Genomic DNA, 13,456 nt, shown 5'->3' with positions numbered 1-13,456 from the left:
GATCTTTCGTTCCGATAACAGCGAACCGCAGACCGGACATGCTGTCCCCTCTGCGGTTCGCTGTTATTGTCGTTTCGACTGGTTCAGTATGGAACTGATCAGTCCTTGACGATGGTTTTGCCTGCCGTAGCGCCCGGGGTGAGATCCTGAATTTCCGTGATCTCCAAAACCGGAATGGTCACCGGCTTTTTCGTGCCACGTTCCTCGGCGACCTTGACCTGCTCATCATAGATCGCATCGTCGGAATGGAGTACGACGTTGCCGCGGAAGCGGTAGCCTCTCTTCTGTTCAAGATTGGCGACTGCGACGACCAGATCGCTGCCGTCAAGCAGGTTACGGTATGTTTGGCCCGCGGTGCGCTCGTGGTAGCCGATATGGTTGCTGTCGATGATGAACATGCTCATTTTCGGTCCGAGATTAACCTGACCTTCTTTGCTGATGGTGGCCACCCATGCGAGGTTGCTGTTGAGGAATTCCTTCATCTCATCGGTGAGATCTGCCATGATGCCGTCCTTTCGTTTGCATGCCCATGGAATGCGGACATACTTTCAGATTACGGCAAGAAACCCCACAACGCATGTTCGCCCAACGTGAATAACATCACATACGAGTTCCATCTGAAACCGAATTTAGGAGAGATAGCACCTGTTCCGCACTTTGCTATGAACCGCACCCCGATTGTTGGACTGAAGAAATACAGATTCGATGATTGGAGGTGCGGTTCATTTGGACCATACCCCTATGTTTTTATGAGACACGTTCAGGTATACATTTTATTGGTTTTTTGGATTTCTGTAGACTTTTGGCATCGCTGCCGTAGGGCTTGAAATCGTTGGAATTCCGCTGGTTTGAGTATGAAAAAAGGTTTCCGGAAATCACCGGAAACCCTGACTGTGGAGCTAAGGGGATTCGAACCCCTGACCCTCTCCATGCCATGGAGATGCGCTACCAGCTGCGCCATAGCCCCGAAGTCTGCCCTGCAGACCTCGTATAAGATACATCACAGACATGAACCATGCAACTTCCGGCGTGTCGCCCGCATTGGGAAATCGCCATATGTAATCTGCCATACGCAATCACACTAGGCGGGCGACATGGAAGGTGCGACACCAGTAACGCTAGTTACTGCTTGCACCTCCTGTCGAACCGGCAGTACCGTCGGTGGATCCCGATGTGCCAGTACTTGTCGATCCGTCAGTGCCACTACTTCCAGTTCCCGATGATGAACCATCACCAGTGGTGCCGGACGTGCCGCCGTTCGAGCCGGTACCGTTGGACGAGTCCGTTCCGGTCTGGCTGGGACCGTTGCTGGAATTATCAGATGACGATCCACTGTTTCCGGACGTGGAACCATTGGTGGTATTGCTTGACGTGCCATTGGAAGTGGACGAGTCGGTGGAACCACTGGTAGTCTTGTCGCTGCCGCCCGTGGTGGTTCCATCATTCGAGTCCGTGGAATCGGACTTGGGCTTCTGCACAGGAGCCTGCTCATTACCGGATCCGGAATCGCCAGTGCTTTCATACGAAGGCACGACCTTCTCATGCACCACGTTACGCACCACGGTATCCGTTCCCTGACCGCCGGTGAAAGCGAGAATCAATCCCGCACTCACTCCAACACCAACCAGAGCGCTGACGAATGCGATGATCACCGGAGCGTATTTGCTATGCAACCAATTCGAGGAACGACGCCCCGCATGCTGCACTTGGACATCGCGCGCACTACGAGTAGTGGATTTTCCGCTGGCGATGCTAGGGCTACCAATGCCACGATGCCCGTTCGGGAATACGGAGGTCTCCCCTGCTCCGGCAATATCACCAAGCGCGCGGGTAGCGTCCCCATCCTCCTGCTCGGAGGAAATGACGCGCGGCGAGATGGACGGTGCTACCGCAGACGCATCATCGGACGATACCATCGTGGCATCCAATGCAACAGGAGACGATCCGATAATCCTCGTCTCGTCACCCTTCGTGGAAGAGCCAAGCACTTGCGTTTCATCCGCAGCCGCATCACTACTTGACGGTAACGGCACGGCCTGTTGAATCTTCTCCCCCGACGCCTTTAAAACGTTCTTGTACACCTGCGTGGCCACCGCGGAAACAACCGAGCCCGCAGCCACGCCAATCACCGATCCTGCGATACCGATTTTCGCAGAAAGCAGGAATGACGTGACCGCCGCCAGCGCGCCCGCGCAAATCGACGAAAAAGAGATTCCCTTAAAAAAGTTTTTCACAAGCCATGACGATAGCTAATTTCGCTATGAAAGTACTGGCGATTCTGTGAAAAGCTTGAAAAAACAGCGACCAGCCATCACGTGATGACGCTTACAGACTGGCTACAGATTGGGATGCTCCCATTCCTCGGAATCGGCAATGGCGGGACCATGGTTGTAATCCATCAAACGCCAACGCAATGTGGAACCGACCTCCAATGGAATGAGCCGCACCCAGTGAGCGTTGCGCATCGACAAAATGTCGGCGAAATCGCCATGCACATCCGCCATTCCCAGAAGCGTCTGCAACGTTTGGGAAATCCATGCACCATGCGAGAACACGTACAGATCCGTGTCGGATCCGGCACGGAACGCCCAATCGTTCAATGCCTCAACGCCACGACGTCCCACCTCTTCCTTGGGTTCCGCACCGTATTTAAGTTCACCGCCGCGGAACTCGGCCCAAGAACGATAGTCTTCCGGATACCGTTGCGCAAGCTCCTCGACGGGAATGCCCTCCCAGTCTCCGAAGCTGCGTTCGCGCACGCGGGCGTCCGGATACACCTCCAGCCCGAGCGGATCGGCAAAGGCATGCGCCGTGGCAGAGGCACGCCCCAAATCAGAGCATACGACCAGCCGGTTCGGAATATCGGGGCGACGGTCAACATACAGTTCACGCAATGCGACCGCTGTTTGGCGAACCTGCCACTGGCCGACTTCGTCGAGGGGAATGTCGATCTGGCCTTGCAGACGATGTTGCGCATTGTAGGCGGTGCGCCCGTGACGCACCAGCGTGATGGCGTGCACATGTTCCGGTACTGCGCTGTTATGCTCAAGTTCGACGTTTCGAGGCATGCTGCTGTCCTCCGTTGCTTTCTCGATTATGGAATTGGCGAATACCATTTCACTTGATATGAAAACATGCCTTCCGCATCCAAACGTGAAGGCATGTTCGTACGTGTTATTCCGCGGTCTCCGTGGTCTTTTCGTCGGAGGTTTCAGGATGTTCGAGCTGCAGGTCGATGCTTGGGCAATCCTTCCACAGGCGTTCGAGACGGTAGAAGTCGCGGGATTCCTGATGCATGACGTGAATCACGAAATCACCGTAATCAAGCAGCACCCACTGTCCTTCGGTCAGGCCTTCACGGGAACGCGGCTGGCGCTTTCCGCTTTTGAGATACAGGTCCTTTTCGATTTCTTCGGCGACGGCCAGCACCTGACGTTCGTTCGAAGCGGTGGCGATGAGCATCGCATCGGTGATGGCCAATGGTTCGGTGACGTCGAAGGCTACGAGGTCAGTGGCCTTCATACGGTCAGCCGCGGCTGCGGCGATGCGGATGGCGTCGATGGAATCTTGTACTGCCGGCATATTCAGCGCTCCCATTCGGGCTTCCAGCCCTCTACTACATGTTGTGTGTTTTCGGAATAGACCATGGAATCGTCCGGAACGTCGTGGCGAACCACGGAACCAGCGCCAGTAGTGACACCGCTGCCGACTTCGACAGGAGCCACGAACAGGTTGCCGGCACCGACGTGCACGTTTGATCCGATGGTGGTGTGGTGCTTGTGCACGCCATCATAGTTGGCGGTGATGGTACCGCCGCCGATGTTGGTATGCTCGCCCAAGTCGGCGTCGCCCACATAGCTCAGATGCGGCACCTTGGTGCCGTTGCCGATGTGTGCCTTCTTCATTTCCACGAAGGCGCCGGCCTTGGATTCTTCACCAAGATCGTTGCCCGGGCGCAGGTACGTCCACGGGCCGATGTTGGCGGCACGGCCAATGTGACTCTCCTGCACGCGGGAACGCTCCACACGGGCGTCAGCATCGATGACCGCGCTGATAAGCGTCGTGTATGGACCGACCTGCGCACCCTCGCCAATCACCGTGTTGCCTTCGAGGAAGCATCCGGGAAGGATCACGGCATCACGTTCGATGCGTACGTCATCTTCGATCCACGTGGTCTCAGGGTCGAGAATGGTCACGCCTTCACGCATCCAACGCTCGCAGACGCGCTTGTTGTGGGCTTTGGCAAGCGCCGCAAGCTGCACGCGGTCGTTGACGCCTTCGACGCTCAACGGGTCGGGGGCAGCGAACGCGCCGACGGCACCGTTGGCTTTGGCGGTTTCGAGCGCGTCGGTCAGGTAAAACTCGCCCTGAGCATTGTTGGATTTGAGGTTGGCGATCGCTTCATCCAGCAGCTTGGCGTCGAACACGTAGACGGACGTGTTCACCTCGTGCACGGCCAGTTCGCTGCTGTTGGCGTCCTTCTGTTCCACAATGCGTAGCACGTTGCCTTCGCTGTCGCGAATGATGCGGCCATAGCCGGTAGGATCGTCAAGAATGGTAGTGAGCACGGTGGCGCCATTGCCGCTTTGCTCATGGAAGGCAAGCAACTGGTTCAACGTGTCGGCGTCGAGCAACGGCATATCTGAGGCTGCGATCAGCACCGAGCCGTCAAGCCCGCCTTGCCCCTTCAACTGCGTCATGGCGCACTGCACGGCTCGTCCGGTGCCGGGAATGTCATCCTGGTTGACAATGGTGACACGCTCATTGTAGGAGCGGGCCGCTTCGGCGACTCGTTCCGCCTGGTAGTGTACGACCACGGCCAACGTTTCAGGGTCGAGCGCTGCCACGGAATCCATCACACGGTTCAAAAACGTCTTTCCAGCCAAAGTGTGCAACACTTTCGGCTTGTTGGAACGCATGCGGGTACCCTCACCCGCCGCAAGAATAATCGCGGCGCTTAATGCCATGTCTAATCTCCAATTCCTCAGGACCTAACAAATTCAGACGCGAAGCCAGTTATCCGACGCCCCATATTAAAACGAGCCCTCCCTAAAACGCAAAACAACCACGTCTTGGAGCGACTTGCGGAACACTGGAAGGTCAGCCTGTACACCTTGGAATGACTGCCGTCTGATAAACGACTATAGAAAACGGCAATAGCCACAAGGTGTTGCGCCGAAGAGTGAGCGGATAGATTGATATCCGACATGAACGTGGGGGTATCTCACGTAACGCATCATCATTCTTGGGAGGGGAATAACAATGATGTCAAATATCTCATACGATTGGATCGTGCTCGGCGTAGCCGCGATCCTGCTCGCCGTCCTATCGTTCCTCAAACGTAAAAAATGCAGAGTTTACTACACGCGTGCTGCTTGCAACGGTATTCGGCATCATTTTGGGAATTGCTTTCAAAGGCCATACCGATTATGTCGGTGCGGTGGGTTCCATCTGGTCCAATGCAATTACCGCACTGGTGGTTCCGCTGCTGCTGTTCAGCATTATCTCCAGCATCACGAACCTTGGAGAATCCATACGCTTAAAGAATATTGGTCGAAAACCGTGTTCTTCCTGCTACTTAACACCGCGACGGCTTCGCTGCTTACGCTAATCCTGGCACAAGCGTTCCAGCTGGGGCGTGGTTTCCACTACACCTTGCCGAGCGATTACAAACAACATGACGTTCCTGTCGTTCTCGACAACAAGGAGCTGTCGCAGATTCAGTAGCAGGAATACCGCAACGAACAGAAGCAACAACCAACCAATACAGAAATGATAGACAAGTGACTTGTCACTGGCACGAATCCTGTTACCTTTAGATTTTTCCCATACTTTCATATAAACTCCTTTCTTCGGACATAAGAAAAGCAGTCAATCATGTAGACTGACTGCTTTGTGAATATAAGTATTGAATTGTAAAACTGGAAATTGTCAAACACTTTTTCTTTAATGCTATCTTTATTCGCATGCCGAATACTTGAAACAACTATAGCTAAAACAGTGCTTATTCCTTACGCTGTCTGTATATTTTCTCTCTAATAAAAATTCTCAATTCAAAGAACAGCATAAATAGCGTAGCAACCAAAAAACCAATCATCAATATTTTATGGCAGATTACAAAATAAACAATATACGCTACGATAGCCACCAAGTATACAATCATCAAAATGTGCCACTTTTTAGCGGAACTATCAGTAATTATTTTACTTTTTACGGCAACATCATCCTTAATCAGCTCGTCCAAACTCAATCCAAATTCATCGCTAATCGCTATTAGATTAGCAATATCGGGAATACCTTTATTAGTTTCCCATTTTGTAATTGCTTGTCTTGATACATTTAGTCTTTCAGCAAGCTGCTCCTGTGAAAGACCTGCCTGCTTTCTGCATTCTTTGATTTTGTCTCCTAAATTCATTTTTAAGTCCTCCTTATTATTTGATAGACTCATTATAATGATTTTCAAGTTTTTAACAAGAAACCGCCATTTACAATGCCTGCTACAATACGTAGCAGACATTGTGTACGATTACTTTACAAATGAACAAATGCGATCTTTACTTTCGACGTTAGGCTGTCAGAGCATGCCGAGCAGCTCGGCCTCGTCACGCATGGCGCGATACAGCATCCACTCCTGCCTTGCGTCGGACAATGCGCGGTGCTCCTCCATGTCGGCGATGTGGTAGTCGACGATGAGGGTGGAAACCTTGTGGGTTCGTTTTTCCGGATGCAGCCGACGGCTGAGGTCCAACGTGTCGACGAAATGATGCGCGAAACGCGCGTCCCGCTCCGCGTAAGCGAGCTGTACAGCATTGTCGAGGAACGACATGTCGAAGGACGCATTGTGCGCCATGACCACGGCCGTGTCCGAACACCAGCGTGCGAATTCATCCATGACTTCACGCACATCCGGTTTGCCGAGCAGCATGCCATCGTCGATTCCCGTCAAACCAGTGATTCTTGACGGGATGTGTTCGAACGGGTTGATGAGCTGGTCGAATTCGTCGACCAGCTCATCGTTGTGAATTTTGACCGCACCGATCTCAATGAGCCTGGCGCCTTTGCGCACGCTCAATCCGGTTGTTTCCGTATCGATCACGATGTAATCCGTGAATCGTCCGGACAACGGGTCCAAACGTCGGGGATCGCCACTTCTACGCGCTGCCATTCATCTCACCTCCGCTACTTCCATTTGCGATGTATAACTTAATCATTCCAACCTGACTTTCTTAGCCGGGGAAACATAACAAAAAAAGATCCTGCAGCATGACACTGCAGGATCAATGAACCGTTATTCAGGCTTTACCGCAAAGCTCGTTCAGCGGGTCGGAGCGACCGTGACTGGGCAACGCTGGAAGCTCTTGAGATCGACATAACCGGTGGTCGCCATGGCACGACGGAGCGCGCCAATGTAATTGGTGGTGCCGTCCGCATTGTGGCTGGGGCCGAACATGATATCTTCCAGGGTGCCGACGGTGCCGACATTCGTGCGGAAGCCGCGCGGAAGCGTCTGGTGACGGGCCTCGGCACCCCAATGCATGCCCTTGCCTGGAGCTTCCTCAGCACGAGCCAGCGGGGAGCCAAGCATCACGGCATCGGCACCAAGCGCGAACGCCTTGATGAAGCTGCCGGAGTCGCCCATGCCGCCATCGGCGATCACTTGGACGTAACGGCCGCCGGATTCGTCCATGTAGTCACGGCGTGCTTCCGCCACATCTGCGATGGCGGTGGCCATCGGAGCGTGGACACCGATGGTGTTGCGGTTCGCGGATACCGCGCCGCCACCGAAGCCGACAAGCACGCCGGCCGCGCCGGTACGCATCAGATGCAAAGCAGCGGTATAGTTGGCGGCGCCACCGACGATGACGGGCACATCCAAATCGTAGATGAACTTCTTCAGGTTCAACGGCTCGTGATCCTGGGAGACATGCTCGGCGGAAACAACCGTGCCACGGATGACGAACAGGTCGACGCCCGCTTCGAGCACGGTCGAATAATAGTCCTGCGTGCGTTGCGGGGATAGTGCGCCCGCAACGGTGACGCCGGCATCGCGAATCTCATGCAGACGCTCGACAATGAGCTCCGGCTTGATCGGCTCGGCGTAGATCTGCTGAATGCGCTCGGTCGCGCGTTCGGCCGGCAGCTCGGCGATTTCGTCGAGCAGCGGCTGCGGATCGTCGTAGCGGGTCCACAAGCCTTCGAGGTCGAGCACACCGAGCGCGCCCATCTTGCCCATGGCGATGGCGGTGGCCGGGCTGGTCACCGAATCCATCGGCGCGCCGATGACCGGCACATCGAATTCATAAGCGTCAACCTGCCAAGAAGTGGACACATCCTGCGGATCGCGAGTACGACGGGAGGGAACGATGGAAACGTCGTCCAGAGAGTATGCCAGACGGCCCTTCTTGCCCAAACCGATTTCAATTTCCTGAGACATGTTCTCAAGGCTAATGCTCAGCAATGACAGTACGCAAGAGCGTGTCACCCGCCATCGCCCAGTTTTTTTGGACATTAACAGGTATCGTTAACACGTTCGTTATAAGACAGGAGTTTATCACCTTCAATCCCGACAGGAGGGCAACACATGGCCAAAATCAAGGTCGAAGGCAAGGTCGTCGAACTCGACGGCGACGAAATGACCCGCGTCATCTGGAAAGACATCAAGAATCGCCTGATCCTTCCATACCTCGACGTGGATCTCGAATATTACGATCTCGGCATCGAAAACCGCGATGCCACCGACGATCAGGTGACCGTCGACGCGGCGAAGGCCATCCAGCGTGAACATGTCGGCGTAAAGTGCGCCACCATCACACCGGACGAGGCACGTGTCAAGGAATTCGGCCTAAAGAAGATGTGGAAATCCCCCAATGGCACCATCCGCAATATTCTCGGCGGAACCATTTTCCGCGAGCCGATCGTGATGAGCAACGTCCCGCGCCTGGTTCCCGGCTGGACCAAGCCGATCGTAGTAGCCCGCCATGCGTTCGGCGACCAGTATAAGGCCACTGATTTCAAGGTTCCTGGGGCAGGCACGCTCACCGTCACCTTCACTCCGGAAGATGGTTCCGAGCCGATCGAGCATGTTGTGTACAACTATGGCGCCGACGGCGGCGTGGCCCAGGTGCAGTACAACGTGAACGATTCCATCCGTGGTTTCGCCCGCGCCTGCTTTAACTATGGTCTAATGCGCGGCTATCCGGTATATCTTTCCACCAAGAACACGATTCTCAAGGCCTACGACGGCCAGTTCAAGGATACGTTCGCCGAAGTGTTCGAAAACGAATACAAAGACAAGTACGCCGCAGCGGGCCTGACCTATGAGCATCGTCTGATCGACGACATGGTGGCCAGCTCCCTCAAGTGGCATGGCGGCTACATTTGGGCCTGCAAGAACTATGATGGCGACGTGCAGTCCGATTCCGTAGCGCAAGGCTTCGGATCTCTCGGCCTCATGACCTCCGTGCTCATGACCCCTGACGGCCAGACCGTCGAGGCCGAGGCCGCACACGGCACTGTGACCCGCCACTATCGCCGCTGGCAGAAGGGCGAGAAGACCTCCACCAATCCGATCGCATCGATTTTCGCTTGGACCGGCGGTCTCAAGCACCGCGCCGACTTGGATAACACTCCGGAAGTCAAGTATTTCGCCGAAACATTGGAGAAGGTCATCGTGTCTACCGTTGAAGGCGGCCAGATGACCAAGGATCTCGCCATGCTCGTTGGTCCGGATCAGGCTTGGCTTGACACCGAAGGCTTCATGAACGCTTTGGACGAGAATCTCGCCAAGGCTCTGGCCGAATGATCCTTAGCCGAATAACCTTTGGCTGAACGGCCAGCAGCAGGCTCAAAGGGCTGGATATGTATGGTTCACACGCATATCCAGCCCTTTTTGACGTCCAGATATTACAATCAGAGCTCAGCATAGGAATCATCATTCGATTTTCATGAAGGAAACGGCATGACACTGCACCGCACGACCGTAACGAAACGTCTGTTCGCACTGTTGGCATCGACCTCGCTCATCATGGCCATGGGCGCCTGCTCATCCGACAATGAAACGCAATCGCATGAAGCGGGCTCCACCGGCACCACCACTACCGTCGATGCCGGCAACGTGGTGATCTTCACCCCTTCGGATGGCATCACCATCTCCCAGCAGACGCCTTTGAGCAAGTGGGAAAAAATAGTGCCGGAAATAGTCTCATCTTTGAAAGACAACGACGTCAAAGGCTCCAACATCACCGTCAAAACGGCGTCGAGCCTCGACAAGCAAAGCCAAAGCGTGCAGGATTATGTGGTGAACCACGTCAACGGCACCGGCGATGATGCGGATTCCTCAGACAAAACCACTCTGGTAGTGGCGCCGGTGGCCGACACCACCGAATCCGACCGCCAGTATGGAGACTACGCGTCGCACGCCATCACATGGAATGGGAACTCCTCCGACGAAGACGCCCAGGACTATGCCCAATCCGCGGAACGCTTGGTTTCCGCATTGCAGCTCGCTCAAAACGAGGGCATGAAAGTCGTGTTAGTGTCAAACACGCTGCAGGGTTTCACTCCGGATGTGTACGCACCGATGACCACGGCCGAGCAAGTCGGCCAACTGCAGGCCAAGCAGCTGGTCAGCAAGCTTGAACTCGATAAAACCAGCTCCGACAATCCGAAGCATATCGAAGTGCTACTCCCCTACGATGCCGCCGATGAAAGCGGTGACACAGCAGACGCGACTTTCGCGCAAGACGTGTTCAAAGGTATTTGGTCGGTGCTTGGACCGTATTTCAAAGACGGGAAGGTCGTTTCCCCGTCCGGCACGCTGACCTCGTCGAGCACGGAATCCGATTGGGTGTCTGTGGCGTTCGATGCGGCGAAAAGCGAGCGGGTCAAATCCACGCTCGCCGAACGTCTTGGCATGGACAAGGACACATCGCGTCATACCCGCATCGACGGTATCATCTCCTGCAATGATTATGTGGCCGGTTATGTTTCCGAAGAGCTCAATGATCTTGGATACACCGGTTCGGCAGCCGACATCAACCCATCCATCACCATTTCCGGCATCGTAGACAATATCACCGGCAAGAAAGACTTGAAAAAACAGTCCGTTCCCGATCCTGCGCAGGCGCCTGAATCCGATGACGGCGATTCCGATACGGAGGATACCAGCGATTCCCTTGACGAGCAGAACTCGCAATGGCCGATCATCACTGGTTACGGCGCCTACGTCAGCTCCATACCGAATATCGTGAACGGCAAACAGTGGATGACCGCTTTGGAAAATCGCAAGACCTTGGCATCCGACATCGCACAGACCTGCGTGCAGCTTAACACGTCGGGCAAGCTTGCGAAGCTGACGTTCGTCTCATCCGTCGCCATGGAAAACAAGAAAGTGCCGACCATCCAAGAAGAAGCGCTTGCGGTCAGCGCCAGCAATCTGAAGAAAACACTGATCGAACCGGGATATATCTCGCTCGCCGAAGCAGGCTTGTAAACCGGCAACAAGGTAATCCGGATTATCAGGCATAGGAAATCCGACAAGAGATAGAAAAAGATGGCTTCCGTCGAACCGCTGTGACGGAAGCCATCTTTTTTATGTTGAGGCCGGCGCGTTCCTACCGCTGATCATCGCATTTTACTTGTTCTTCGGAACGTAGATGACGGTGTCGATCAGCGTACGGTAATGGTCAACCACCGCCTGACGGCGTGCCTTCATGCTCGGCGTGACCAAGCCGTTTTCTTCGGTGAACTCGTCCGGCACGATTTCGAACTTACGGATTGATTCGGCACGGGATGCGAGCTCGTTGGCTTTGTTGACGGCACGTTCCACTTCGGCGCGCACGATCGGATTGCGGGAGGCCTCCTCGAGGGATGCCGCGTATTCCGCGCCCTTCGACGCAAGCCATGCGTTCGTTTCGCCAAGATCCAACGAAATGATGGCCGCTATGAACGGCTTGCGGTCGCCGATCATCACGCATTGGCTCACCACGGGCGACGTCATGATCGATGCCTCCATTTCGCATGGGGAGACGTTCTTGCCGCCGGCGGTGATGATGAGGTCCTTCTTACGTCCGACGATAGAGACGAAGCCTTCGTCGTCGATGGAACCAAGATCACCGGTATGCAGCCACCCGTTGACGATCTGCTGCCCGGTGACGTCGGGATTGTTGTGGTAGCCGGCGCATACGGCCGGGCTCTTGATGCACAGTTCGCCTTCCTCGTCGACGCCCATGGTCACGCCCTGCAGTGGCAGTCCGATGGTGCCAATCCTGTATCCGGAGGTCGGATTGACGCTTGACGGAGCGCAGGTTTCGGTCATGCCGTAGCCTTCCAGCAGCGGTAGTCCGATGCCATTGAAGAAATGCGCGATGGATGAATCAAGCGGAGCGCCTCCGGAAACCGCGTATTCCACATGACCGCCGAACACGTCCATGATCGAGGAGTACACCAGCTTGTTGTACAACGCATGCTTGAGATTCAAGACAACCGGAATGTCTTCGCCTGACTGCTGTGCGTGCGACCAACCGCGCGCCGTCTGTGTGGCACCTGCGAAAATACGTCCTTTGAGGCCGGTGCCGGCCTTCTGCGACGCCGCATTGTAAATCTTTTCGAAGATACGCGGCACGGCAAGGATGAACGTCGGCTTGAACGCCTTGAGATCAGCCAGGATCGTCTTCAGGTTGCCGGACAGACCAAGCGAAACATTGCCGGCGAAGCAGAAGAACTGCATGTAGCGGGCGAACACATGTGCCAACGGAAGGAACAGCAGCAGACGACGGTTCGGCTTCATCGCGATATCAGGCATGGAGTTGATGCCGGAATAGGTGATGAACACGAAATTGGAGTGGGTGAGCTCAATGCCTTTCGGCGTGCCGGTGGAACCGGAGGTGTACACGATGGTGGCGAGGTCCGAGCCTTTGACCGCATGTTCGCGCTCTTGGAATTCGGCGTCGGACACGGCATGACCGTATTCGATCATCGTGTCAATCGCGTCAAGCCCGATGACATAGATGTCGCCAAGATTGGAGCATTCGCTTCTGATGGATTCGATCTTGTCGCGTTGCGCGTCATCTTCAGCGAACGCCATTTTGACGTTGGCATCGTTGAAGATCATTTTAACCTGCGCAGGCGAATTCGTCTCGTATACGGGGACGGTGAGCGCGCCAATCGACATGATCGCCACGTCAAGCGCAGTCCACTGCCAGCAGGTGTGAGAGATGATGGACACCGAGTCACCAGGCATGATGCCCTGGGCAATCAGGCCTTTGGCGATGGCGATGACCTTGTCTCGAAACTCGGTGGCGCTGAACGACGCCCACTCGCCATGCTCATTCTTGTATTCCACCAAGGAATCGTTCGGAGTACGGTTCACTCGTTCCTCAAGCACCGAGAAAATATTTTTGTCTGTGTCAATATGCTGTTCCAAAGGCCGCGTGTATTCCTTGTACATGGCATTTCT

General features: G+C 54.9%; 13 protein-coding genes and 1 tRNA gene. 3 read left to right on the top strand and 11 right to left on the bottom strand.

Features of this window, described 5'->3' with window-relative positions; genetic code table 11:
- Positions 1 to 98 precede the first annotated feature (98 nt).
- The 6 genes from BBKW_RS04735 to glmU form a co-directional block, all read right to left on the bottom strand.
- Positions 99 to 503 (bottom strand): pyridoxamine 5'-phosphate oxidase family protein, encoded by a 405-nt coding sequence (locus BBKW_RS04735; RefSeq protein ID WP_033501139.1) that lies wholly within the window; start codon positions 501 to 503, stop codon positions 99 to 101.
- Positions 504 to 894: 391 nt separating this feature from the next.
- Positions 895 to 967 (bottom strand) — tRNA-Ala (locus BBKW_RS04730).
- A 151-nt stretch (positions 968 to 1,118) separates the two neighbouring features.
- Entirely contained in the window at positions 1,119 to 2,234 is a 1,116-nt protein-coding gene (locus BBKW_RS04725) for a hypothetical protein (protein ID WP_033501140.1), read from the bottom strand.
- A 102-nt stretch (positions 2,235 to 2,336) separates the two neighbouring features.
- Positions 2,337 to 3,068 (bottom strand): histidine phosphatase family protein, encoded by a 732-nt coding sequence (locus tag BBKW_RS04720; protein ID WP_033501242.1) that lies wholly within the window; start codon positions 3,066 to 3,068, stop codon positions 2,337 to 2,339.
- 106 nt (positions 3,069 to 3,174) lie between these two features.
- Complete coding sequence (gene rsfS / locus BBKW_RS04715; RefSeq protein WP_128832400.1) at positions 3,175 to 3,582, bottom strand: ribosome silencing factor; 408 nt, start codon at positions 3,580 to 3,582, stop codon at positions 3,175 to 3,177.
- A 2-nt stretch (positions 3,583 to 3,584) separates the two neighbouring features.
- Positions 3,585 to 4,967: a bifunctional UDP-N-acetylglucosamine diphosphorylase/glucosamine-1-phosphate N-acetyltransferase GlmU gene (gene glmU / locus BBKW_RS04710; protein WP_033501142.1), complete on the bottom strand. Its 1,383-nt coding sequence runs from the start codon at positions 4,965 to 4,967 to the stop codon at positions 3,585 to 3,587.
- Positions 4,968 to 5,368: 401 nt separating this feature from the next.
- Between glmU and BBKW_RS10915 the strand changes: the two genes are divergently transcribed.
- Entirely contained in the window at positions 5,369 to 5,611 is a 243-nt protein-coding gene (locus BBKW_RS10915) for a cation:dicarboxylate symporter family transporter (protein ID WP_033501143.1), read from the top strand.
- Here BBKW_RS10915 and BBKW_RS11315 read toward each other — a convergent pair.
- From BBKW_RS11315 to BBKW_RS04685, 4 genes are all read right to left on the bottom strand, one after another.
- Positions 5,608 to 5,838 carry a hypothetical protein gene (locus BBKW_RS11315; protein ID WP_048349511.1) on the bottom strand — a complete coding sequence of 77 codons (231 nt, stop codon included), beginning with the start codon at positions 5,836 to 5,838 and terminating at the stop codon, positions 5,608 to 5,610. The two genes, BBKW_RS10915 and BBKW_RS11315, sit on opposite strands and share 4 nt — an antisense overlap.
- Positions 5,839 to 6,004: 166 nt before the next feature.
- Positions 6,005 to 6,415, bottom strand: coding sequence for a helix-turn-helix domain-containing protein (locus BBKW_RS04695; protein WP_033501144.1), 411 nt, complete (start codon positions 6,413 to 6,415; stop codon positions 6,005 to 6,007).
- A gap of 159 nt (positions 6,416 to 6,574) precedes the next feature.
- Positions 6,575 to 7,165 (bottom strand): 3'-5' exonuclease, encoded by a 591-nt coding sequence (locus BBKW_RS04690; RefSeq protein ID WP_033501145.1) that lies wholly within the window; start codon positions 7,163 to 7,165, stop codon positions 6,575 to 6,577.
- A 150-nt stretch (positions 7,166 to 7,315) separates the two neighbouring features.
- Positions 7,316 to 8,434 (bottom strand): GuaB3 family IMP dehydrogenase-related protein, encoded by a 1,119-nt coding sequence (locus BBKW_RS04685; protein ID WP_033501244.1) that lies wholly within the window; start codon positions 8,432 to 8,434, stop codon positions 7,316 to 7,318.
- A 147-nt stretch (positions 8,435 to 8,581) separates the two neighbouring features.
- On the opposite strand from BBKW_RS04685, the gene BBKW_RS04680 reads away from it, so the two are divergent.
- Both BBKW_RS04680 and BBKW_RS04675 read left to right on the top strand, forming a co-directional pair.
- Positions 8,582 to 9,802 (top strand): NADP-dependent isocitrate dehydrogenase, encoded by a 1,221-nt coding sequence (locus BBKW_RS04680; RefSeq protein WP_003834925.1) that lies wholly within the window; start codon positions 8,582 to 8,584, stop codon positions 9,800 to 9,802.
- 156 nt (positions 9,803 to 9,958) lie between these two features.
- Positions 9,959 to 11,491: a substrate-binding domain-containing protein gene (locus BBKW_RS04675; protein WP_033501146.1), complete on the top strand. Its 1,533-nt coding sequence runs from the start codon at positions 9,959 to 9,961 to the stop codon at positions 11,489 to 11,491.
- A 141-nt stretch (positions 11,492 to 11,632) separates the two neighbouring features.
- Here the strand turns inward: BBKW_RS04675 and BBKW_RS04670 are convergent, their stop codons facing one another.
- The gene (locus tag BBKW_RS04670) at positions 11,633 to 13,447 is read right to left on the bottom strand and encodes an AMP-dependent synthetase/ligase (protein WP_033501147.1); all 1,815 of its coding nucleotides are present in this window, start codon (positions 13,445 to 13,447) and stop codon (positions 11,633 to 11,635) included.
- Between the last annotated feature and the right edge of the window lie 9 nt (positions 13,448 to 13,456).

Origin of the sequence: Bifidobacterium catenulatum subsp. kashiwanohense JCM 15439 = DSM 21854, from assembly GCF_001042615.1 — a bacterium.
GTDB lineage: Bacteria > Actinomycetota > Actinomycetes > Actinomycetales > Bifidobacteriaceae > Bifidobacterium > Bifidobacterium catenulatum.
This window is presented reverse-complemented; position numbering and strand designations above follow the sequence as displayed.

What these genes read in the sequence shown, in the direction of transcription:
- glmU (WP_033501142.1), bottom strand. Translation starts at nt 4,967, where the DNA reads ATGGCATTAAGCGCCGCGATTATTCTTGCGGCGGGTGAGGGTACCCGC.
- BBKW_RS04680 (WP_003834925.1), top strand. Translation starts at nt 8,582, where the DNA reads ATGGCCAAAATCAAGGTCGAAGGCAAGGTCGTCGAACTCGACGGCGAC.
- rsfS (WP_128832400.1), bottom strand. Translation starts at nt 3,582, where the DNA reads ATGCCGGCAGTACAAGATTCCATCGACGCCATCCGCATCGCCGCAGCC.
- BBKW_RS04675 (WP_033501146.1), top strand. Translation starts at nt 9,959, where the DNA reads ATGACACTGCACCGCACGACCGTAACGAAACGTCTGTTCGCACTGTTG.
- BBKW_RS04670 (WP_033501147.1), bottom strand. Translation starts at nt 13,447, where the DNA reads ATGTACAAGGAATACACGCGGCCTTTGGAACAGCATATTGACACAGAC.
- BBKW_RS04685 (WP_033501244.1), bottom strand. Translation starts at nt 8,434, where the DNA reads ATGTCTCAGGAAATTGAAATCGGTTTGGGCAAGAAGGGCCGTCTGGCA.
- BBKW_RS04720 (WP_033501242.1), bottom strand. Translation starts at nt 3,068, where the DNA reads ATGCCTCGAAACGTCGAACTTGAGCATAACAGCGCAGTACCGGAACAT.
- BBKW_RS04695 (WP_033501144.1), bottom strand. Translation starts at nt 6,415, where the DNA reads ATGAATTTAGGAGACAAAATCAAAGAATGCAGAAAGCAGGCAGGTCTT.
- BBKW_RS04735 (WP_033501139.1), bottom strand. Translation starts at nt 503, where the DNA reads ATGGCAGATCTCACCGATGAGATGAAGGAATTCCTCAACAGCAACCTC.
- BBKW_RS04690 (WP_033501145.1), bottom strand. Translation starts at nt 7,165, where the DNA reads ATGGCAGCGCGTAGAAGTGGCGATCCCCGACGTTTGGACCCGTTGTCC.
- BBKW_RS11315 (WP_048349511.1), bottom strand. Translation starts at nt 5,838, where the DNA reads ATGAAAGTATGGGAAAAATCTAAAGGTAACAGGATTCGTGCCAGTGAC.